Below are 21,928 nucleotides of genomic sequence, written 5' to 3'. Positions count from 1 at the left end.
TTTTGTTCTTTATTCGTTAGTCAGTTCCTGTTCAAATACCCTCGCAATGTCGAAGGGAGCAATCCCACTAGGGCGACGTTGTCTTCAGGCACGAGGATCGTTGCCGGCGCCGGGGATGGCGCGCTCCAGGGGTGTGGACAGTGAACAAGCAACGTAGGTTTCCAGCGGACGCCACCGGCGGCCGCGCACGTTTGGCCGTGATGTTTGTCCTGTTCGCGATGATGCTCTTGGCGCCAGGCTGGGCGATGGCGCAAGCCTCGACCTACTGCCCGACGCTGAACGCCACCGTGGTGCAGGGCGGTTCGGTACAGATCGACGTGACGACCTGCGATGGCACGGGAGCAGACGATATCGGCATCGGCTGGAACGGCGTGCAACCCCCGCACGGCACGCTCGTGGTGCCCAATCCGAGTGGTGCGCAGGGCACGCAGATCGTCACCTACACCCACAACGGTGACAGCGCCACCAGCGATACGTTCCCGCTGGAAGATGGCCGGGGCGACACCATCACCGTCAACATCACCATCACTCCTAACCAGCCGACGCTGTCGATCAACAACGTGTCGGTGAACGAGGGCAATGCCGGCACCACCAATGCCACCTTCACCGTCTCGCTCAGCCAGCCGGCGGGCACCGGCGGCGTCAGCTTCGATATCGCTACCGCCGACGGCACCGCCACTGCCGGCGTGGACTACGTTGCCTCCAGCCTGACCGGGCAGACCATCCCCGCCGGCAGCAGCAGCGCCACCTTCACCGTGCTGGTCAACGGCGACACGCTCAGCGAGCCGAACGAGACCTTCTTCGTCAACGTCAGCAACGTCACCGGGGCGAGCGTGGGCGATGGCCAGGGCCAGGGCACCATCGTCAACGACGATGCGCTGCCTGCACTGTCGATCGACGACGTCAGCGTCAATGAAGGCAACAGCGGCACCACCACGGCCACCTTCACGGTGAGCCTGAGTGCGGCCAGCGGCCAGACCGTGTCGGTCAATTACATCACCGCCGATGGCACCGCCACCGCCGGCAGCGACTACGCCGCCCGCTCCGGCACGCTGACCTTCGCGCCGGGCGTTACCGCGCAGGGCGTGGCGATCACCGTCAATGGCGACACCGCGGTCGAACCCAACGAGACCTTCAGCGTCGGCCTGTCCGGCGCCAGCAACGCGAGCATCGCCCGCGCCACCGGTACCGGCACCATCGTCAACGACGATGTGGTGGTGGTGGTCGGGCCGGCATCGCTGCCGGCGGCGACCGCGGGCAGCGCCTATAGCCAGACCCTGAGCGCCAGCGGCGGCACCGCGCCGTACACCTTTGCCATCACGGCCGGTGCGTTGCCGGCCGGGTTGAGCCTGAGCGCTGGCGGCGTGCTGTCCGGCACGCCCACCGCCAGCGGCGGCTTCAACTTCACCGCGACCGCCACCGACAGCGGCGGCAGCCCCACCAGCGGCGCCCGTGCTTACACGCTGACCGTGGCCGTGGCCACGACCACCTTCCCGGCGACCAGCCTGCCGGCCGGCACCGCCGGCCAGGCCTATTCGAGTGCGCTCAATCCGGCGACCGGCGGCGTTGCGCCGTACACCTACGCCGTCACCGCCGGTGCCTTGCCGGCGGGCATCACGCTCGACGGCAGCAGCGGCGCCCTGACCGGCACCCCCGGCAGCGTGGGCAGCTTCAGCTTCAGCGTGACCGCCACCGACAGCACCACAGGCACGCCGTCGCAGGCCACACGTAGCTACACCTTGACCATCGCTGCGCCGCCGATCGTGGTCGCGCCGTCCGCGCTGCCGGCCGCCACCCGCGGCACCGCCTACAGCCAGACGTTGAGCGCCAGCGGCGGCACCGCGCCGTATACCTACGCGCTCGCCAGTGGCACGTTGCCGGCAGGCATCACCCTGGCCAGCAACGGCACGCTGTCGGGTACCGCCACGGTGGAAGGCAGCTTCAACCTCACCGTGACCGCGACCGATGCGGGCAGCTTCACCGGCAACCAGGCCTACACCCTGACCGTGGCTGGCCCGAATCTGGTCTTGCCGGCGAGCACCTTGCCGGCAGGCACGGCCGGGCAGGCGTACTCCGCGGCGATCACCCCGGCCACCGGCGGCACGGCGCCTTACACCTATGCATTGACCGGCGGTGTCCTGCCGGCGGGTGTGGTGGTGGACGCGGCCACCGGCACGCTCAGCGGCACGCCGACCGTGGCAGGCACGTTCAACTTCACCCTGACCGTGTCCGACAGCACGCCCAGCCCGGCGGCGCAGGCCAGCCGCAGCTACACGCTGACCATCGCGGCACCTGTGGTCGTGATCGCGCCCACCACGCTGCCGGCCGCCACCCGCGGTACCGCCTACAGCCAGACCCTGAGCGCCAGCGGCGGCACCGCGCCATACACCTATGCAGTCAGCGCGGGCAGCCTGCCTGCCGGCATCACGCTGGCCAGCAACGGCACGTTGTCGGGCACCGCCACGGTGGAAGGCAGCTTCAACGTCACCGTGACCGCGACCGACGCGAACACCTTCACCGCCACTCAGGCCTATGCACTGACCGTGGCCGGCCCGAACCTGGCGTTGCCGGCCAGCACCTTGCCGGCAGGCACGGCCGGGCAGGCGTACTCCGCGGCGATCACGCCGGCCACCGGCGGCACGGCGCCTTACAGCTATGCATTGACCGGCGGTGTCCTGCCGGCAGGTGTGGTGGTGGACGCGGCCACCGGCGCGCTCAGCGGCACGCCGACCGTGGCAGGCACGTTCAACTTCACCCTGACCGTGTCCGACAGCACGCCCAGCCCGGCGGCGCAGGCCAGCCGCAGCTACACGCTGACCATCGCGGCACCTGTGGTCGTGATCGCGCCCACCACGCTGCCGGCCGCCACCCGCGGCACCGCCTACAGCCAGACCCTGAGCGCCAGCGGCGGTACCGCGCCGTACACCTATGCAGTCAGCGCGGGCAGCCTGCCTGCCGGCATCACGCTGGCCAGCAACGGCACGTTGTCGGGTACCGCCACGGTGGAAGGCAGCTTCAACGTGACCGTGACCGCGACCGACGCGAACACCTTCACCGCCACGCAGGCCTATGCATTGACCGTGGCCGGCCCGAACCTGGCGTTGCCGGCGAGCACCTTGCCGGCAGGCACGGCCGGGCAGGCGTACTCCGCGGCGATCACGCCGGCCACCGGCGGCACTGCGCCTTACCGCTATGCACTGACTGCGGGCGCATTGCCCAATGGCGTGATTGTCGATGCAGCGACCGGCGCGCTCAGTGGTACGCCGACCTTGTCCGGCACCTTCAACTTCACCCTGACCGCGACCGACAGCACGCCCAGCCCGGCGGTGCAGGCCAGCCAGAACTATTCGGTCACCATCGCGGCGGCAACGCTGGTGCTGGCGCAACCGACCCTGCCACCGGCGGTGCGCGGCAGCGCGTACAACCAGGTGCTCACGGCCAGCGGCGGCGTTGCGCCCTATCGCTACAGCATCGCCAGCGGCACGTTGCCGACCGGCCTGACGCTGGCCAACGACGGCACGCTGTCGGGCACGCCGACGACGCAGGGCACCTCGTCCTTCACCATCGCGGTGGCCGATGCCGGCAATGCCAGCGCCACCCAGGCCTACAGCTTCACGGTGAGCGATGCGGCGCCGGTGGCGGTAGCGGATGTGGCGGCCACCATGTCCGATGCTGCGGTGACGGTGGCGGTGACCGCCAACGACACCGGCAACATCACCGCGATCGCCATTGCCGCTGCGCCGACCAACGGCACCGCCGTGGTCAACGGGCTGGAACTGGTCTACACGCCGGCTGCCGGTTTCGTCGGCACCGATGTGGTGAGCTACACGGTCACCGGCAGCGGCGGCACCTCGGCGGCGGCCACCGTGACCATTGCGGTCAATGCGCGGCCGGTTGCGGTGTCGGTGACTGCGGCGGCAGTGCCGGGCGAGGCGCAGCAGGTCGATCTGACCCGCAATGCCACCGGCGGGCCGTTCGTGGCGGCAGCCGTGGTTGCGGTGCTGCCTGCGTCGGCCGGTACCGCCACCATCACCCAGGTTGGTGGTCTCGCCACCGCGGCGGCGGCACGTGCATCGGGCCCGTCGCCGGCGGCAGCTGCAATGGCCGAGACGCCCACCTTCATGCTGACCTTCACCCCGAACCCGGCCTTCGTCGGCCAGGCCACGGTGCAGTTCACCTTGTCCAACGCGTTCGCCACGTCGGTGCCGGCCAACGTGGTGTTCACCATCGCGCCGCGCCGCGATCCCAGCATGGATGCGGAAGTACGCGGCCTGATCGATGCGCAGTCCGAGTCCACGCGGCGTTTTGCGCGGGCGCAGATCGACAACTTCCAGCGCCGTCTGGAAGCCACCCATCGCGGCGGCAGCACCTTCAGCAACGCGGTGAGCTTCCAGCCGACCTCGCATTGCCGCCAGGCCGACCGCGGCATCAGTGCGCAGCCGTGCAGCCCGGACACGCAGGAGGCCGACAACGACTTCCGCGATGCGCCGGCAGTGGCCAGCACCGGCACCAGCACCGCGCAGGGCCAGGGCGATCTGGGGCTGTGGGTGGGCGGTGCGATCCGCTCGGGCAGCCTGGACAAGCAGTCCAACAGCAACGGCGTGGATTTCCAGACCGACGGCCTGAGCGTGGGTGCCGATTACCGGGTGGCGCAGTCGCTGGCGATCGGTGCGGGTCTGGGTTGGGGCCGCGACGACAGCGATGTGGGCAGGAACGGCAGCCACTCCAAGGCCACCGCCTACACCATGGCGTTGTATGCCAGCTTCCATCCGGGCAAGGCGTTCTTCTTCGACACCCTGGTCGGCTACCAGCTGCTGTCCTACGACCTGCGCCGCTATGTCACCGACGACGCCTCGATGGCCGAAGGCAACCGCGACGGCAAGCAGTGGATCGCCTCGCTGTCCACCGGTGCGGACCTGCAACGCGGCGAGCTGCAGATTACCCCGTATGCGCGTGTGGATGTGGCGCGCGCCACGCTGGATGGCTATGTCGAAGATGGCGTGGCGCCGTTCGCGCTGCGCTATGACGACATGGACGTGGCCACCACCACCGGCAACCTGGGCCTGCGCCTGGAATGGCGCCGCGAAGTGGCCTGGGGCCGGCTGACCCCGCAGTTGCGCGTGGAATATCAGCGCGACTTCCAGGGCCGCGGCGATGCCACGCTGAGCTACGCCGATCTGAACGGCGGGCCGTTCTACCGCGCGGGCCAGAGCGCGTTCGATCGCAACCGCCTGATGGTGGGCATCGGCGCGGCGTTGCTGACCGAGCAGGGCCTGTCGACGCGGCTGGAATACCGCGGCATCACCGATGGCGACAGCAACAACGATCAGACCTGGATGATCAACCTGGAAAAGAAATACTGATCGTCTCCCGCGTCGTGCACCAAGCCAACACGATGGGCCGGGCGAAGACCCCGGCCCATCGCTTTTTGTGATGCCCCCGCAGGGGTATTGCATGGCGGTGCCGGCGCCTGGAGGCGCGTTGGTCGACGGCGGCTTGCAGCGATACCGCCGAGCGCCGCGGCCGCACGGCATCGCAGGCAATCGGCAATCCGCTCGTGCCTGCTGCGTTCGGGTGCAGTAGCTCCAGCGTGTCGGCCGTCATCGCCATGGTTGGCCGCGCGCCTGCCCACTCCAGTACGGCCCGAACAGTGGCGCCACTCGCTGCGCGCCGGCCCTGGGCCAACAGCGCAGCACGGCCGCATCCGGCACAATGCGCGTACGCATGCACGCCACTTCCGCGCCCGATTTCCGCCTCTATCCCTCAAATGCGCTGGATACGCTGGCTGCCTTGCTCGCACAGGAGCTGCGCCGGCCGGTGCCGGAGCAGCCGTTGCTGCAGCCGGAGGTGGTGCTGATCCCGCAGGTGGCGATGCGGCGCTGGCTGCAGTCCACGCTGGCGGCCGAGCACGGCGTGGCGGCCAATCTGGAATTCCTCACCCCCGGCGAGTTCGTCGCGCGCGCGCTGGAATGCAATCTTGGCCCGGCCGACGACGATCTGGACATGGCGACCACGCAGTGGCGCCTGTACGCCGCCTTGCAGGCCGACCTGGGCAGCGACGCGGCGTTGGCGCCCCTGGCCGGTTATCTGTCCGATGGCGATGCGCTCAAGCCCTGGGCGCTGGCCGGCGAGCTGGGCAATGTGTTCGAGAAGTACCAGGCCTGGCGACGCGACTGGTTGCTGCGCTGGGAAGGCGGCGCCGACCCCGATGATCCGCAGGCGCGGCTGTGGCGCAGCATTGCCACCGGCCGGCAATACCGCGCGCGCCGCATCGGCCAGTATCTGGATCGCTACGCACGCCCGGACGGCCCGCTGCCGCAGGGCTTGCCCAGGCGCCTGTTCGCCTTCGCTATCTTGAATATTTCGCCCGACGTGCTGCGCGTGCTGGCCACGCAGGCGCGCGTGGGCACGCTGCATTTCTACCTGCCCACGCCCACGCAAGGTTACTGGGGCGACCTGCAGACCCTGTGGCAGCGCCGTCGCGAAGACGGTGCGGTGCAGCTGTTTGCCGAGCAGGTGCAGGAAAACCCGCTGCTGCAGGCCTGGGGCGCGGCCGGGCGCGACTTCATGGCATTGGTCGGCGACTACGAGGTGGTGCACCCGCTGGCCGAGATCGCCGCCTATGCTGACCCGCTGGAGTCCGGCCGCCGCGCACTGGCCGACGGCGGCCTGGGCGACAGCCTGCTGCGGCGCATGCAGAGCGACCTGTTCCATCGCCGCGCGCCCAGCGTGCCTGCCGTGTTGCCGGCGGTGAATCTGCACGACCCCAGCCTGCAGGTGCACGCCTGCCACACACGGCTGCGCGAGCTGCAGGTGCTGCACGACCAGCTGCGCGCCTTGCTCGACGATGCGCGCTTCGACCCGCCGCTGCAGCCGCGCGAGATCGCGGTGCTGTCGCCAAATATCGACCCGTACGTGCCGTACCTGGACGCGGTGTTCGGCAGCCACGGCAACGACGATGCCTTGCCGTACGCGCTGGCCGATGCCAGCCCGTTGGCCAGCGAGCCGCTGGCCGAAGTGTTCCTGAGCTTGCTCGGCTTGCCGATCGCACGCTTCGGCCTGCACGAGATCCTCGACCTGCTCGCCAGTGCGCCGATCGCCGAGGCCGCCGGCCTGGACGAAGCCGGGCTGGAACGTCTGCGCGGCTGGCTGCATGCGGCCGGCGCGCGCTGGGGGCTGGATGCGGCGCACCGGCGCCAGCATCAGGCGCCGGGCGACGACGCCTACACCTGGCGCTTCGCGCTGGACCGGCTGCTGCTCGGCCATGCCAGCGGCACCGACGACGATATCGAGGGTGTGGCGCCCTGGCCGCAGCTGGAAGGCAGCGCGCTGGCCGCACTGGATATCTTGTTGAAGCTGCTGCGTGTGCTCGAACGCTACCAGTCCGTGTTGGCCGAGGCGATGACGCCGGTCGAGTGGCGCGAGCGGCTGCTCGGCCTGCTGGAGGCATTGATGCCAAAAGCGCCCTCGGCACCACGTGCGCAGCGCGCGCTGGACCGCTTGCGTAGCTTGATCGACCAGTTCGCCCGCGATGCAGTGCGCGCCGAGTACGCAGGCAGCGTGCCGGCCGAGGTGGTGCGCGCGCATTTTGCTGCGGTGCTGGGCGAGTCGGACACGCGTGCGCCGCTGCTCACCGGCGGCATCAGTTTCGGCCGCATGGTGCCGATGCGCTTGCTGCCGTTCCGCGTGATCTGCCTGCTCGGCATGAACGATGGCGACTTCCCGCGCCGCGACCCGGCCGCCGGGCTCAATCGTCTCACCGCAGAACTGGGCACCGAGCGTCGCCGGCACGGCGACCGTTCGACCCGCGAGGACGACAGGTTCCTGTTCCTGCAATTGTTCGCCTCCGCGCAGGAAGTGTTCTACCTGAGCTATCTCGGCGCCGATGCGCGCGACGGCAGCGCGCGCGAACCATCGGTGCTGGTCAGTGAGTTGCTGGGCAGCGCCGCGCAGTACCACGCCGACCCGGCGGCAATCGACACGCTGGTGGTGCACCACCCGTTGCAGCCGTTTGCCGCCGCCGCCTTCGGTGCGCCGGGTGATCACGGCGCCGACCCGCGCCGTTTCAGCTATCGCCGGCAGTGGCGCCCCGCGGTGGACAGCCTTACCGGCCAGCGCCAGCCGCTGGCGCCCTGGGTGGCCGGTGCGTTGCCGGCCGATGACATCGCAGTGCCGACGAATGTGTCGATCGACGAACTGCGCCGCCTGTTCGCCGACCCGGCCGGGCAGTTCCTGCGCCACCGCCTGGGAATGCGCCTGCCGGATCCGGCAGGCGAAGACAGCGATCTGGAGCCGCTGCTCGCGCCCACGCGCGGGCTGGAGCAATACGGCCTGCAGCAGCATGTGTTCGACGCCGCGCTGGCCGGCGACACCGAGCGGCTCTACGAGCGTCTGCGCGCGCGCGCGTTGCTGCCGTCCGGGCCGCTGGGGCGACGCCAGCTCGATGAGCGGGTGGCGCAACTGCGCCCGTATGCCGAGGCATTCCGGCACTGGCGCGGCGAGGAGCCTGCGCAGTCGCGCCGGTTGCAGGTGCAGATCGGCCAGACCGAGGTGCACGGCCGTGTGCCCGGCTGGTATGCGAGCGGGGTGGGGCGGGTGCAGGTCGGCGCGCTCAGCGGCCGCAGCGCGATCCGCCACGGCCTGGAATGGCTGCTGCTGCGCGCCGCCGGCGAGCACGCGCCGTATGTACGCTTCTTCGAAGACGAAGACGGTTTGGGCCCGCATCCCATCGATGCCGAGCCGCTGTCGCAGACGCAGGCGCAGGGCGCGTTGGCTGCGCTGCTGCAGATGTACCGGCAGGGCTTGCAGACGCCGCTGGCGTTCGCGCCCTACAGCAGCTGGAAGTATCACCAGGCCGCGCGCAGCGACGACCTGGACAAGGCCATCAAGGACGCTGCCGGGCAGTGGCAATCCAGCTTCGGTTGGAGCGAGTCGCACAGTCCGGAACTGCGCCTGGTCAACCGCGGCCGTGACCCGTTCGCCGACGCGCAGCGCTTTGCCGATTTCGCCATCACCAGCCACCGCGTGTACGACCTGCTCGAGCGCGGCAACGCCGATGCCACGCTGGAACCGGAGCGATTGATCGAGAGCTGGCGCCACTGGCACGGCGCGCAGGAAGAGGCCGAATGAGCGCCAGCCCGGTCACCGACCCGTACCTGGAATTGCCGTTGCATGGCGTACGCCTGATCGAGGCCAGCGCCGGCACTGGCAAGACCTTCACCCTGGCCACGCTGTTCACCCGGCTGGTGGTCGAGCGTGGCCTGCGCATCGGCCAGATCCTCGCCGTCACCTTCACCGAGGCCGCCACCCAGGAACTGCGCCGCCGCATCCGCGAGCGCCTGGTGCTGGCCGCAACCCTGGTCCCCGACGCCCCCGTAGGAGCGGCCCCGGCCGCGACCGACCTCGCCGACCACCCGTCGCGGCCAGGTCCGCTCCTACACGAAGCGCCCGACGCCTTTGTCGCCACGCACCTGGCCCCTGGCACCGAAACACCCGCCGCCCCCGTAGGAGCGGCCCGGGCCGCGACCGAGCTCGCCGACGACTCGTCGCGGTCAGGTCCACTCCTACAGGACGCGCCCGATGTGCTGCTCACGCGCGCCGTCCTCGCCACGCACCTGGCCACCGGCACCGAAACACCCGCGGCCCTGCGCCGCCGCCTGCAACAGGCGGTGGAGGAAATCGACCTGGCCGCCGTGTTCACCATCCACGGCTTCTGCGCGCGTGTGCTGCGCGAGCATGCGCTGGAAAGCGGCCAGGCCTTCGCCGCACCGGAACTGCTCGCCAACGACCGCGAACTGCTCGGCGAAGTCGCCGCCGATCTATGGCGCCAGCGCGCCGCCGATGCGGCAATGGCCGAAGACCTGATCGCGCTGTGGTCGGGCGGCCCGGAGGCACTGGCCAGCGATCTGCGCGCGCTGGTGCGTCATCCAACGCTGTTGCCGGCGGTGGCCATGACAAACGACGATTCCGCTGCGCTGCTGCAAGCGGTGCAGGACGCCAGTACTGCACTGGCCGCGGCATTCCAGGCCCACGGCACCGCGTTTTTCGACACCATCATGGCCGCCATCGACGGCGGCGTCCTGAGCAAGGTCAGCTACAAGCCGGAATGGCTGGCAGCGCTGTGGCACTGGTTCGACAGCTTCGCCGCCGCGCCATCGATGCACACAACGCCGCACGCCAAGCTGATCAAACTCACCGCTGCGGAACTGGCCGCCGGCACCAACAAGAAGTTCGTCGAGCGCACCCCGGTCTCGCCGCTGAGCCACGAGATCGACGGCTATCTCACCGCGCTGGCCGGTGTCGAAGCATGGCGCAGCCGTCGCCGAATCCGCCTGCTGCATGCCCTGCGCGAGGACGCCATTGCGCGGCTGGCATTGCTCAAGCGCCAGCGCCGCGTGCAGACCTACGACGACCTGGTCGATGGCGTCGCGCACGCGCTGGAAGGCGCGCAGGCCCAGGCGCTGGTCGCGCGGCTGCGCGCGCAATACGCCATCGCGCTGGTGGACGAATTCCAGGACACCGACGACCGCCAGTGGGCGATCTTCTCTAACGTGTTCGGCGAAGGCCCGCTCGCACGCGCGGCCGGCCTGGAGCCGGCGCTGTTTCTGATCGGCGACCCCAAGCAGGCCATCTACGGCTTCCGCGGCGGCGACGTGCGCACCTATCTGGCCGCCGCCGTCACTGCCGAACTCGCCCCGCCGCTGAGCCACAACTTCCGCTCGCGCCCCGGCGTGCTGGCGGCCATCGACGCACTGTACGCACAGGCCGGCTACACCGATGCCTTCCTTACCGATGGCATCGCCTTCCACCCGGTGCGGCCCGGCACCAAGCGGGTGGATGCCGACCTGCAACGCGATGGCGGCCCCGCCCCGGCGCTGACGCTGTGGCGCGCCCCGGACCCGCCGCCGCCACCTGCCGCGGCAGCGGCAAAAACCAAGCAAGCAGGAAAGCCCAAACCCTGGAGCGCCAACCGCGCCCGCGAGCTGGCCACCGCCGCCTGCGTGGCGGCGATTCGCGGCTGGCTGGCCGGCGGCCGCGACGGCACCGCCACCGTCAATGGCCGCCCGGTGCAGGCCGGCGATATCGCCGTGCTGGTGCGCAGCCACGGCGAGGCCACGCGCATGCAACAGGCGCTGGGCGCGGTGGGCATCCCCGCCGTGGCGGCCGGTAAGCAGAGCCTGTTCGCCACCGACGAAGCGCTGGAGCTGCTGGCCCTGCTGCAGGCCTTGCTCGACCCGGGCGACGACAGCCGCCTGCGCGCCGCGCTGGCCACCGTGCTGATTGGCGCGGATGCCGCCGCCATCGCCGCGCTCGCACACGACGGCGAGCGTCACCGCCGCTGGCAGCAGCAGGCGCTGGACTGGCGCGAGCGCTGGCAGCGCGGCGGCCCGCTTGCCCTGATCGGCGACCTGGGCGCCGCGCACGGGCAACGCCTGCTCGCCCTGATCGATGGCGAGCGCCGCCTCACCAACTACCTGCAGCTGGCCGAGCTGTTGCAGGAAGCCGACGCCCGCGCACTCGGCCCGCACGGCCTGGTCGACTGGCTGTCGCGCCGCATCGCCAATGCCGACGACAACGACGAAGCCCAGCAGCTGCGGCTGGAATCGGACGCGCGCCGCGTGCAGATCGTCACCCTGCACAAGAGCAAGGGCCTGGAGTATCCGCTGGTGTTCCTGCCGTACATCGGCATCGGCCGCAGCGACAAGGGCGCAGGCCGCCATTGCGTGGTGCATGCGCCGGAGCTCGGCCGCCAGCTGCACTGGAAGACTGATAAAGACGACCCAACCTGGAGCGCCGCCGAAGCGGCCTGGAAGCAGGAACAACGTGCCGAAGACGCGCGCCTGCTCTACGTCGGCCTGACCCGTGCCGAGCACGCGCTGTGGATCGCCAGCGGCCCGTTCCACCAGCACGAGCGCACCGCACTGTCCGGCATGCTGCGCGCGCTGGACGCACTGCAGGGCGCGGCCGGCGAGGGCGCAGTGGTGGTCGATATGTCCACGCCGCCCACCAACCTGCCGCGCCTGCCGCCGCCGGTCGAGGCGCAGGTGCCGCCTGCGCGCGCGCCGCAGCGGCATATCGCCCCGGACTGGTGGGTCTACAGCTTCACCCAGCTGGCCAATGCCGATGCCGGCGCCGCCACCGACCCGATGGCCAGCGCCACGGTGGTCGGCAGTGGCGGCAGCGACGAGCCGTCCGGCAGCGAGGCCGTTGCGGTGGCCGCCGAGGTCGACGCCTTCGACCCGCGCTTTGCCGGCAACCGCTTCGGCGTGGTGATGCATGACGTGTTCGAGCGCTGCGACTTCGCCGCCTGGCAGGCCTGGCGCCCCGGTCTGCCCGCACCCGAAGGCCAGGCCGCCGCCATCCTCGAGGCGCTGCAGCGCGGCGGCTACGTCGAGAAGGAATGGGACGACGGCCTGGCCATGCTCACCGCGCTGATCGGCCACACCCTCACCGTGGCCCTGCCCGAAGGCACCACCCTGGCCGCCGTGCCCGCGCCGCAGCGCCGCAACGAGATGGAATTCCACTTCGCCATGCGGCCCACCCGCGTCGATGCGCTGCTAGCGTTGCTGCACCGGTTTGGCGTGGTGAGCGACCGCCAGGCCTTCGGCGCACGCCAGCGGCTGGAAGGCCTGATGACCGGCCTGATCGACCTCACCTACACCGTGGACGGGCGCTGGTACGTGCTCGACTACAAGTCCAACCGCCTGCCCAGCTACGACGCCGACGCCCTGGCCCGCGCCATGGCGCACAGCGAGTACGAATTGCAGGCGCTGATCTACACCGTCGCCTTGCACCGCTGGCTGCGTTTCCGCCTGGGCGATGGCTACGACTACGCCCGCGACTTCGGCGGCGTGCGCTACCTGTTCTGCCGCGGCCTGGACGCCACCCGCAACCCCGCATCCGACTCTAGTTCTATCCCCGGTTCCGATTCGGGTTTCGACGCCGACGCCCGCTCCGACGCCGTCAACGGCGCCACGCCCGCACCCGGCATCCACGCCTGGCGCTTCGACCCGGCGCTGGTCCAAGCCCTGGACGCCCTGTTCGCCGGCAGCGCCCCGGAGCCGACATCCAGCAACCCAGGCACGCCCGATGCCCGCTAGCGCACAGCCCATTACCGCTGACGCACCAAAGCCCCGCTCTCCCCGGGGCGATAAGGCACTGGTTGCGCGCCACTGGCGCGCGTGCCTTGGAGCGCCCGCGCCGCTGGCGCGGGTTGGGGCGCGGAGTGGGGGTTGGGGTGAGGGTACGTCCGCCGCCGAAGCATCCAAGCCATGACCCAACAGACCGCACGCCCGATCAGCGCTGTGCGCACGCCCCGCTCCCCTCGAGGCGGGCAGAACCCGCTTGCGCACACTGGCGCGCGTGCCTGGCAGTGTCTGCGCCACGCCGCGCGGGCCGGGGCGCGCAGCGGGGGGTGGGGTGAGGGCGCCTGCGCCCGGGAGGCGTCCACCGCATGAACCACCCAACCCTCTTCAACGCCCTGATCAAGGCCGACGCCCTGCGCCCGCTGGATCTGGCCTTCGCCCAGAGCCTGCAACGCCTGGCCCCCGACACCGACCCCCAGGTGTTGGCCGGCGCCGCACTCGCCTCGCTGGCCGTCACCAGCGGCCACGCAGGGCTGGACCCCAGCCGCGCCGGCATGCTGCTGGACACGCGCGAGGGCCCAGCGCCCGCACTCCCGGACCCCACTGACTGGCAACGCACCCTGGCCGCCTCGCGCTGGGTCGACCAACCGAATCCGCAAGACCCCGCCGCCGCCGACTGCCCGCTGGTCCTGGAACACGGTCTGCTCTACCTGCGCCGCTACCGCGAGTACGAGCGCCGCCTGGCGCTAGGCCTGCAACGCATCGCCGCCCAGTCGCCGCCCCCCTTCGACGCCGCCACGCTAGCCCCACTGTTCGCGCAGCTATTCCCCCAGGCTTCCCCTCTCCCCCCGGGAGAGGGTGCCCGAAAGGCGGGTGAGGGCACGGGCCTGCCCGAGCCATCCGTCGACCAGGAAGGTGCGGCCCCACGGGCCCCATCCCACCACCCAGACCGCCAAGCCCAGGCCGCCGCGCTGGCGCTGCGCCGCACCCTGCTGCTGGTCACCGGCGGCCCCGGCACCGGCAAGACCACCACCATCGCCCGCCTGCTGCTGCTGCGCATCGCCCAGGCACACGCCTCCAACACCCCGGTACCGCGCATCGCCCTGGCTGCGCCCACCGGCCGCGCCGCCGAGCGCATGGCCGAGAGCCTGCGCCTTGCGGTCACGCGCGCCATCGCTGGCGGCATTGACCCGGCCCTGGCCGATACCCTGCCCAGCGGCGCCAGCACCCTGCATCGCCTGCTCGGCGTCATCCCGGATTCCCCGCACTTCCGCCATCACGCCGACAACCCGCTGCCGTTGGACCTGATCGTCGTCGACGAAGCCTCCATGGTCGACCTGCCGCTGATGTGCAAGCTGGTCGAAGCCGTGGCCGATGGCACCCAGCTGATCCTGCTCGGCGACGCCGACCAGCTGCCTTCGGTGGAAGCCGGCGACGTGCTCGCCGCCATCCTGCAGGCCGCCGGCCCCGGCGATGCCCTGCAGCCGCAGGACGCACAGGCGCTGCAAGCGCTGCTCGGCAACGCACCCGGCGACACCACGCCCGCCGCCACCCACGGCGACGGCCTGGCCGGCCACCGCGTCCACCTGCTGCGCGGCTACCGGCAGGCGGACGACTTTGCACTGGCCCCGTTGGCCGACGCCGTGCGCGCCGGCGACGCCGACACCGCCCTGGCCCTGCTGCGCAGCGGCGAGCTGGCCGGCGTGCACTTCCACGAAGACGGCGAAGACCCGCTCACCCTGGGCCGCGACGCACTGCTCGCGCACTGGCGTGCGCTGGCCGATGCACAAGACCCGGCCGCCGCCCTGCGCGATGCCGCGCGCCTGCGCCTGCTCACCGCCGTGCGCGCCGGCCCGCAGGGCGCACGCGGCCTCAACGCCCGTATCGAACAATTGCTGGCCGAAACCGGCTCCGGCGCGCGCCGCCTCGGCGCCGCCTCGCCCTGGTTCCAGGGCCGCCTGCTGCTGATCACCGAAAACAGCTACCGCCACGGCCTGTTCAACGGCGACGTCGGCATCTGTTTGCGCAGCGACGCGGGTTCCTCTTCGGGGCGCAGCGACGAAGGCCCCTCGTCAGGGCCAGGCCAGCCCGGCGGCACCGACAGCCGTGCCCAAGGCCCATTGGTCGCCTGGTTCGAAGGCGACGGCGACGGCCAGGTGCGCGGCTTCCACCCCGCCGCACTGCCCGCACACGAAAGCGCCTTCGCCATGACCGTGCACAAGGCCCAGGGCAGCGAATTCGACACCGTCTGGCTGCAACTGCCCACCCGCGACGCCCGCGTGCTCAGCCGCGAACTGCTCTACACCGGCATCACCCGCGCCCGCCGCGCACTGCACCTGGCCGGCAGCGAAGCGGTCATCCGCAGCGCACTGGCCCGGCACGCCGCACGCATCTCTGGCCTAGCGTGGCGGTTGGGTGCGCAGCAGCAGGCAGCACCCGCCAAGCCAGCAACAGAACCAGCTACTGCGTTGCCCGTGCAGGGTTCGTTGTTCTGATGGACGCGAGCCGGCGCAATGGCAACATCACTTACGGCAGAACGGCACGTTCGCCTATCACCATCACCGGGCATGCCCGGATAGCATCATGGAAGAAGAAAAACTGGTTGTGCGGTATCGCCAGCATGGGAGGCATCAATGGCGAAAAAGCATGAAATTTCGCTCGTCCGCTCGTCGGCGGCCGAATACCTGACCTTCGTGGCCGCCGCAGGCGAGGGCGGCGTGCAGGCGGCGTATGCCGACGAAAACGTCTGGCTGACGCAGAAGATGCTGGCCCAGCTCTACGATGTCGAAACCCACACCATCAACTACCACCTGAAAAAGGTGTTCGCTGACAACGAGTTACAGCCAGATGCAGTTATTCGAAATTTTCGAATAACTGCCGCCGACAGCAAGAGCTACGACACCAAGCACTACAACCTCGCGGCCATCATTGCCGTGGGCTACAAGGTCAATTCCGAGCGCGCGGTGCAGTTCCGCAAGTGGGCCACCACCATCATCGAGTCCTTCACGATCAAGGGCTTCGCGATGGACGATGAGCGCCTGAAGAATGACGGCACGGTGCTCGGCAAGCGCTACTTCGAAGAGCAGTTGCAGCGCATCCGCGAGATCCGTCTCTCCGAGCGCAAGTTCTACCAGAAGATCACCGACATCTACGCCACCGCCCTGGACTACGATGCCACCGCGCAGGCAACCCAGCGGTTCTTCGCCACAGTGCAGAACAAGCTGCACTGGGCCATCCACGGGCAAACCGCAGCAGAAGTCGTCTACCACCGAGCCGATGCCGGCAAGCAGCACATGGGCCTGACCACCTGGGCCGATGCACCGCGCGGGAAGATCCAGAAGTTCGACGTGGCGGTTGCCAAGAACTACCTGACCACCGGCGAGATGGCGCAGTTGCAACGCCTCGTATCGGCCTATCTGGACCTGGCCGAGGACATGGCACTGCGGCAGATTCCGATGACCATGCAGGATTGGGAAACACGTCTGAATCGTTTCATCGAAGCAACCGACCGGCAGGTGTTGCAGGACGCAGGGCGCGTCACCGCCGAGATCGCCAAAGCGCATGCGGAAAGCGAGTTCGAAAAGTACCGCATCGTGCAGGACCAGCTGTTCGTGAGCGATTTCGATCGCGTGTTGCAGCAGCTTGATGCAGGAGACCGGGTGGACGGTGCCGACGAGGACTTGCGCTAGGCGGTGATGTGGGAAGCGCCAAAGCGTCAGGTCCCCAACCGCGCGCGATAGTGCACGTTGGATTGAAAGATCGCTCCGAGGATGAATCGCGACTAGCGGCTGCCCAGGAGTCGCCCGCCACGGTGGTTCCGCCCGTCCAGGGCTCGTACCCCAAGCCGGAGAGATGGCATGAGAACTGACGACAAAGAAGCGCTTGCGCGTAAGAGGTGAATGATGAAGGCGATATGGGTTCTTGGGATTCTCGCGCTGTCAGCCTGCTCCAGCGCGACTGCGGCTGGGAGGCTGGAGATCAGACTCCAAAACAGACAGGCAGCGCATACAGCGACAGCTGGAGCATCCGTCTCAGTCACGATGGCCAACGCAGGTGACCAGCCCATCGAGCTACCTGCCTCGTATGTTCCAGACGTAGACAAAGGCGGGGTGTTGCAGACCAATCTGTTCAAGGTCCTGCAAGAGGACGGCAGCCCCGTCGACTATCGCGGCATCTATGTGCACAACGTCCGAGGTTCCACGCCATCTCTTGTCCTGAAGCCGGGGCAGTCAATCGTCAGGACGATCAATCTGTCATTGAGTTACCAGATCATGCCTGGGCGCAATTACTCGGTCGGGGTACACCCACTTATACGTTATCGGGAGCAGCAGGAATCAAAGAGTAAAACCACCTCAGCCGATATGACGTCGCTGAAGACTGCTACATCCAACATCATCGAGATCACGCCTCGATAGGTCTGCGATGTATCGGCGAACCTGCGCCTGGCCCCAGCGTGCCGAGGTGTAGCGGATGATCCCGCGCAGATCGGCTTCGGCTTCGGCTGCGTCGGTGAGGACTTAGCCGTGCATCAACCGCGACGGCCCTCGGCCAATTCTTCATACAGGATGGTGCTGATGCTCCTGGTAGACACGTTGCCGGCAAGGCCTTGCTCGACACGTCCCCCAAGGAGGGTCTTCAACTCCTGCCATGCCTGATCGGCGTTTAGGTCGCCAGGGAACAGGCGTTCAAGCGCGTATTGCTTGATGGTCTTGCCCTGCAGAGCCGCCAGCGCCTTCAGGCTCTGGTGCTGCTGATCGTTCAGATCGATGGTCAAACGGCTCATGACGAGCTCCAAATCCGCACAAACCCACATTAGTGCAGCAGCTTTGGCCGGGCCGTTGATCGGTCTACAGCAGCGTTGGGTGCTACCGCAGGTCGTGCCAGCGATGAGTGGGAGAAACCGACAGGCCGAGTTCGCAAGCCAACGCTCAGTGCCTAGTGCTACGTTCAAAAACGCGAGGCCAGGCCTGCGCCTGACCTCGTCTGCCGTCTGGCAGGCCGGGCGGCTTACTTGCCCTTCTTTTCCTGCTTGGCCGCGCGCTTTTCCTTCAGCGTCTTGGTCGGCTCTTTCTTCTGGCTCTTCTTCTGGTCCATCCCCTTGCTCATGACACCCTCGTAGTTGCTGGATTGATCGGTCGGGCAGCGCCATGACCCTGGCGTGCCTGCGCACTGTACGGCTTGCGCGGGGGGGAAGGGCAGCGGCAGCGCAAGGCCGGGCGACGGGCGGTGTGTCCGGCCCGGCGCCCGCGCGAGGCAGCATGCACCAGTAGCCCTTCGGCGTGGCCGGCTGGGCCACAAACGCAAACGCCCGCGTGCGGCCGGCAAGGTCTGCACGCGGGCGCTGGCGACAGCGGCGGCCTTACTTGGCCGGCACGCGCTGGTACTGCTCGCCACCGGTGTTGAGGTGGCCGTTGGTCGCATCGATGGCGAAGTTCACGGTTTCGCCATCGTTGGTGACCTGCAGCGCCCCGTCCTTGTAGACCGCCGGGTAGCTCTCGGTCTTGGGCTTGCGGCTGAAGAACTTCGGCGTGGTGCTGCGGACCATGAAGGTCTCGCCATTGCGCTCGATGTCCATCGTCTCTTCCTGCGTCTGCACGTTGACCCAGTGGCCGACGAACTTCTCGCCCTCCTCCTTGGCGCAACCGCTCACCAGCAGTGCCGCGGCCAGCGCGGTGCCCATCCACTTCATCATCGTGTGTTCTCCAGTTGAGGCTGGGGCCGAGGATGGCGGGTTGGGGATGTATGGGAGGTCAATAATCTTGACTTGCTGTACAGACGTCGAATTTCAATCTACGCCGCAAATCTCTCAGATACACGATCAAATAATTTGGAGATAAGAGGCCCTGGCCTAGCCGCAACCATTTCTAACAATGCTTTTGTATGGTGGCGCACCTCCCGTCCCTTATAACTTGCATGTTTGACCAAAAGCGCTAAGAGAGTTTTTCCTCTCATCAATCTTTCATAGTTAGTAAATATCTCCGCCCTGAACTCCTCGGGATAAACTTCCCCCTCTTTCAAAGTGATCAAATCATCGTAAGCGTCAAAAACATGGTCTGGGTGCAGAGATAGATTCGATTCATCGCCGGCCAAGAACCGGAACATAGCGAGCGAATACCAGGTTGAAATTTTTTTAACGTCGTTCTTATAGTTGACTAATTCAGAAGTTGAAAGGATCGTGGATAGGTCACCATCCCGATACGCATCGTTCTCGATTGAGTAACCCTCTGTAAATATCATTATTTCGTGATTCAGGTCATCCGGTATGCCGGAGTGAACGAAATGGTCTTTGTCAGCCAGGAACGCCATTTTTACAGTGCTTATTTCCATTCGTCTCTCAAATAGGTCAAGCACCTTAGTTCTGCCCCCTACCGGAAGAACTGACACACCAAACTCCATCAATTTTTCTTCAAATCTGCGATAAACAATTAAGTCATCGTTTCCTTCAACAATGATGGTAGGAAGAGACGATTTTTTTAGCGACGAGATAATTTCATCTACTGACATTTCAAGCGGATTCATTCAATGGCTCCGCTGTCTCCACGATCCGCATCGATCTGAAGCTCCTTGTCTGGATACTTGCCATAAATGAAAGGGGAGTGTGTGGCAATCACAAATTGATTACTTGCTTTTTGCGAAGCCAGTGTGGGGAAAAGCTGACGTTGCCAGTCGACATGTAAACTTAATTCGGGTTCATCTATTATAAATACTGAATCCTGATAGAAGGCGTTGTAGGCAATAAAGCTAAGCATTTGCTTTTCGCCTGCGGATAAAAAATCGGAATTCACAGCTCCTGCTGCTTCCCCAAAACTTATCTTGCCTAGTTGAATTCCGCTGTGCTTAAAAAGACGCATCACTAGCTCACGGACAGCTTCAATGGGTCTCATGATTATTTCTCTAGACCCCTCGACGCTTTCTACCTGCTGACGAACCTCATCTAGAACTCGGTTTGCCGCGTCTAACTGCAAATGGGTCCCAGATTGCTCATCCTTATCAGATTTAAAATCCCGAATCCTCTTGATAACTTCCTGTGACGTTTTTTGCTGAAGCGCGTTGTATTGCTCTGATAATTCGGTATATTGCTTAAATAGAAGGCCTACAATATCGACCGTGCTCAGTGACGCGACAAACACATGCTTCCCATTTGAGAGGCGTGCAGAAAGAGTAGAGAGCGACTCTTCAATCTCTCCTCTAGCTCGTACATTGCGAGAGAAAGGGTTTTGGTCCCTATCAGATAAAGTGAACCCACCTTCAATACGTCTAAATGTGGGTAGAAAAACTGACGAGCCTAGCTCTTTCAAACGAGAATTTGCTTGGTCCTCGGCATTAACAAATATATCGCCATCATCATCAGCCTCGTCTGTGAATTCACGTAGCTTGCCAGCCTGGATCCAATCGATTTTGCACGTATTCTTCGATAGTCGATGGATCGTGCAATCATAAATATCGGTTTCTAATCTAACGCGCTTGAAGTTGACTTCTTTAAGGGCAAGTAAGATATTTCCACTCATTATGTACCAAAGGAGTTTAAGGACGCTGGTTTTCCCCGATCCATTTCTTCCTGTAATTATATTAATATCTTCATTGAAATTTAGAGCTACTAATCCTTCTCGACCTAAAAGCCCGTACACTTCAAATTTTATTATTTTCATTGAGCCCACTAAAATTAATTGTAGATTATTTTGAAGTTAAGCATGAAAATCACATGCTCCTGGAAACCACCCGTTTAGCGATGAAATTTCATCACGCCTTACCGATAAGCTGTTCCTAATAAGATCAGTTGCACTTACGAAGGTCCTCTACACGTCGGGAACTGGCTGCAGCCCAGAAAGTATTCGCCTTTGCGCCGGCTCGTTCTCCGTACAAGGGCATTGCCGCAGCGCGGGCAGCTTGATATGTCAGTAAAATAGGAGGAATTGGCAGTGACAGTGGAAGCAAGGATAGGTTCTACGTGTCCCTGCGTCGGTTGCGTTGCCCCGTGTTGTTGCACCGCTCCAATCATTTCCAGCAGCTGCTCGCCCCCAATTAGTTCAATCGGCTTGCCTTCGGCGAAGCGCTCAGCGTCCTTCGTGTAGGTGCCGATGCAGGCGATCTTTACTGCGTGGGCTTGGTGATGGGCGAGCAGGCCGAACATTTCTCGCACGACGCTGACGCCGACCTGCTGGCGCTTCCACTGTTTGCATTGCACCAGCGTACGGCGGCCGTCCTTGCGCAGGATCAGGTCGATGCCGCCGTCTGCGCCACCCAGGCCGGTTTCTTCGACGCTGTAGCCCTGGCGGCGAAATGCTTCGCCCACCAATAGTTCGAACTGGCGCCAGCCGCCGGCGGCCAGGCTCTCCAGGCTTGTGCGTGTTTCCAAAAAGCGTCGCCGGCTGCGTGTGCGCAGATAGGAGAACAGCGCAGCAAGCCAGCAGACGCCGAGCAGCGTCCACGCCAATGGCGCGAACATTCCAGTCGATTGCTGGGCGAAGCCCTGCGACAGCATTCCGCTCTGGTGAGAGAACCACCAGGCGATGCCATAGCGCACCACCAGATATGCAGCGATTCCCATCACGAAGCCAACCGGCCACGGCAATGCGGCCAACGCTTCGAACCCGCTCTGCTTCTTTCTGCGTCCCATGCAAGAACCCCCGTTCCAGGTTCGAACATAACCGCTGGAACAAGGTTTGTCAGCAAACCAACCGGCGTTGCGATCTATCTCCCATTAACTGCGCTGCATTAAGTGCTCCGTTGCGGTAGAGCTCGCCGTTGTGCAAATGCTTGAGTTTGCTTGTGTCGCTATCAGCGCATCTTCGTAGGCCGCAGACGGGGAGCGCTTTAAATACTGAGCATTAAGATGGCAGTTC

General features: G+C 66.2%; 10 protein-coding genes and 2 pseudogenes. 6 read left to right on the top strand and 6 right to left on the bottom strand.

Going from position 1 to position 21,928, the window contains the following annotated elements:
• Positions 1-545: 545 nt before the first annotated feature.
• The 6 genes and pseudogenes from DGN21_RS19930 to DGN21_RS19905 form a co-directional block, all read left to right on the top strand.
• A pseudogene (locus DGN21_RS19930) lies at positions 546-5,363 on the top strand (putative Ig domain-containing protein); the annotation flags it as partial.
• Between the two features lie 361 nt (positions 5,364-5,724).
• Positions 5,725-9,129: an exodeoxyribonuclease V subunit gamma gene (gene recC, locus DGN21_RS19925; RefSeq protein WP_126966917.1), complete on the top strand. Its 3,405-nt coding sequence runs from the start codon at positions 5,725-5,727 to the stop codon at positions 9,127-9,129.
• Complete coding sequence (locus tag DGN21_RS19920) at positions 9,126-13,100, top strand: exodeoxyribonuclease V subunit beta (protein WP_215825052.1); 3,975 nt, start codon at positions 9,126-9,128, stop codon at positions 13,098-13,100. The genes recC and DGN21_RS19920 overlap by 4 nt, the downstream gene beginning before the upstream one ends.
• A 353-nt stretch (positions 13,101-13,453) precedes the next feature.
• Entirely contained in the window at positions 13,454-15,580 is a 2,127-nt protein-coding gene (gene recD / locus DGN21_RS19915; protein WP_215825051.1) for an exodeoxyribonuclease V subunit alpha, read from the top strand.
• 138 nt (positions 15,581-15,718) lie between these two features.
• Positions 15,719-16,774 carry a virulence RhuM family protein gene (locus DGN21_RS19910; protein ID WP_047126549.1) on the top strand — a complete coding sequence of 352 codons (1,056 nt, stop codon included), beginning with the start codon at positions 15,719-15,721 and terminating at the stop codon, positions 16,772-16,774.
• 351 nt (positions 16,775-17,125) lie between these two features.
• Entirely contained in the window at positions 17,126-17,500 is a 375-nt protein-coding gene (locus tag DGN21_RS19905) for a hypothetical protein (protein ID WP_225874229.1), read from the top strand.
• Here DGN21_RS19905 and DGN21_RS20265 read toward each other — a convergent pair.
• The 6 genes and pseudogenes from DGN21_RS20265 to DGN21_RS19880 form a co-directional block, all read right to left on the bottom strand.
• Positions 17,492-17,614 (bottom strand): annotated as a pseudogene (locus tag DGN21_RS20265) (type II toxin-antitoxin system RelE/ParE family toxin); the annotation flags it as partial. The gene DGN21_RS19905 and the pseudogene DGN21_RS20265 sit on opposite strands and share 9 nt — an antisense overlap.
• Entirely contained in the window at positions 17,614-17,868 is a 255-nt protein-coding gene (locus DGN21_RS19900) for an antitoxin (RefSeq protein ID WP_215825050.1), read from the bottom strand. The gene DGN21_RS19900 and the pseudogene DGN21_RS20265, both read right to left, overlap by 1 nt.
• Positions 17,869-18,444: 576 nt before the next feature.
• Positions 18,445-18,777, bottom strand: a complete 333-nt coding sequence (locus tag DGN21_RS19895) for a hypothetical protein (RefSeq protein ID WP_102252942.1) — start codon at positions 18,775-18,777, stop codon at positions 18,445-18,447.
• A 98-nt stretch (positions 18,778-18,875) separates the two neighbouring features.
• The gene (locus DGN21_RS19890) at positions 18,876-19,604 is read right to left on the bottom strand and encodes a DUF4435 domain-containing protein (RefSeq protein ID WP_146091154.1); all 729 of its coding nucleotides are present in this window, start codon (positions 19,602-19,604) and stop codon (positions 18,876-18,878) included.
• Complete coding sequence (locus tag DGN21_RS19885) at positions 19,601-20,734, bottom strand: ATP-binding protein (protein ID WP_146091155.1); 1,134 nt, start codon at positions 20,732-20,734, stop codon at positions 19,601-19,603. The genes DGN21_RS19890 and DGN21_RS19885 overlap by 4 nt, the downstream gene beginning before the upstream one ends.
• 134 nt (positions 20,735-20,868) lie before the next feature.
• The gene (locus DGN21_RS19880) at positions 20,869-21,702 is read right to left on the bottom strand and encodes a restriction endonuclease (protein WP_215825049.1); all 834 of its coding nucleotides are present in this window, start codon (positions 21,700-21,702) and stop codon (positions 20,869-20,871) included.
• Positions 21,703-21,928: the final 226 nt, after the last annotated feature.

Origin of the sequence: Xanthomonas sp. MLO165, assembly GCF_018831305.1 — a bacterium.
Taxonomy (GTDB): Bacteria; Pseudomonadota; Gammaproteobacteria; order Xanthomonadales; family Xanthomonadaceae; genus Xanthomonas; species Xanthomonas arboricola.
Note: the sequence above shows the minus strand (reverse complement) of the source record. Positions and strands in the feature narration are given on the sequence as shown.

Coding starts and splice junctions, on each gene's coding strand:
- recC (WP_126966917.1), top strand. CDS start 5,725: ATGCACGCCACTTCCGCGCCCGATTTCCGCCTCTATCCCTCAAATGCG.
- DGN21_RS19920 (WP_215825052.1), top strand. CDS start 9,126: ATGAGCGCCAGCCCGGTCACCGACCCGTACCTGGAATTGCCGTTGCAT.
- recD (WP_215825051.1), top strand. CDS start 13,454: ATGAACCACCCAACCCTCTTCAACGCCCTGATCAAGGCCGACGCCCTG.
- DGN21_RS19910 (WP_047126549.1), top strand. CDS start 15,719: ATGGCGAAAAAGCATGAAATTTCGCTCGTCCGCTCGTCGGCGGCCGAA.
- DGN21_RS19905 (WP_225874229.1), top strand. CDS start 17,126: ATGGCCAACGCAGGTGACCAGCCCATCGAGCTACCTGCCTCGTATGTT.
- DGN21_RS19900 (WP_215825050.1), bottom strand. CDS start 17,868: ATGAGCCGTTTGACCATCGATCTGAACGATCAGCAGCACCAGAGCCTG.
- DGN21_RS19895 (WP_102252942.1), bottom strand. CDS start 18,777: ATGATGAAGTGGATGGGCACCGCGCTGGCCGCGGCACTGCTGGTGAGC.
- DGN21_RS19890 (WP_146091154.1), bottom strand. CDS start 19,604: ATGAATCCGCTTGAAATGTCAGTAGATGAAATTATCTCGTCGCTAAAA.
- DGN21_RS19885 (WP_146091155.1), bottom strand. CDS start 20,734: ATGAAAATAATAAAATTTGAAGTGTACGGGCTTTTAGGTCGAGAAGGA.
- DGN21_RS19880 (WP_215825049.1), bottom strand. CDS start 21,702: ATGGGACGCAGAAAGAAGCAGAGCGGGTTCGAAGCGTTGGCCGCATTG.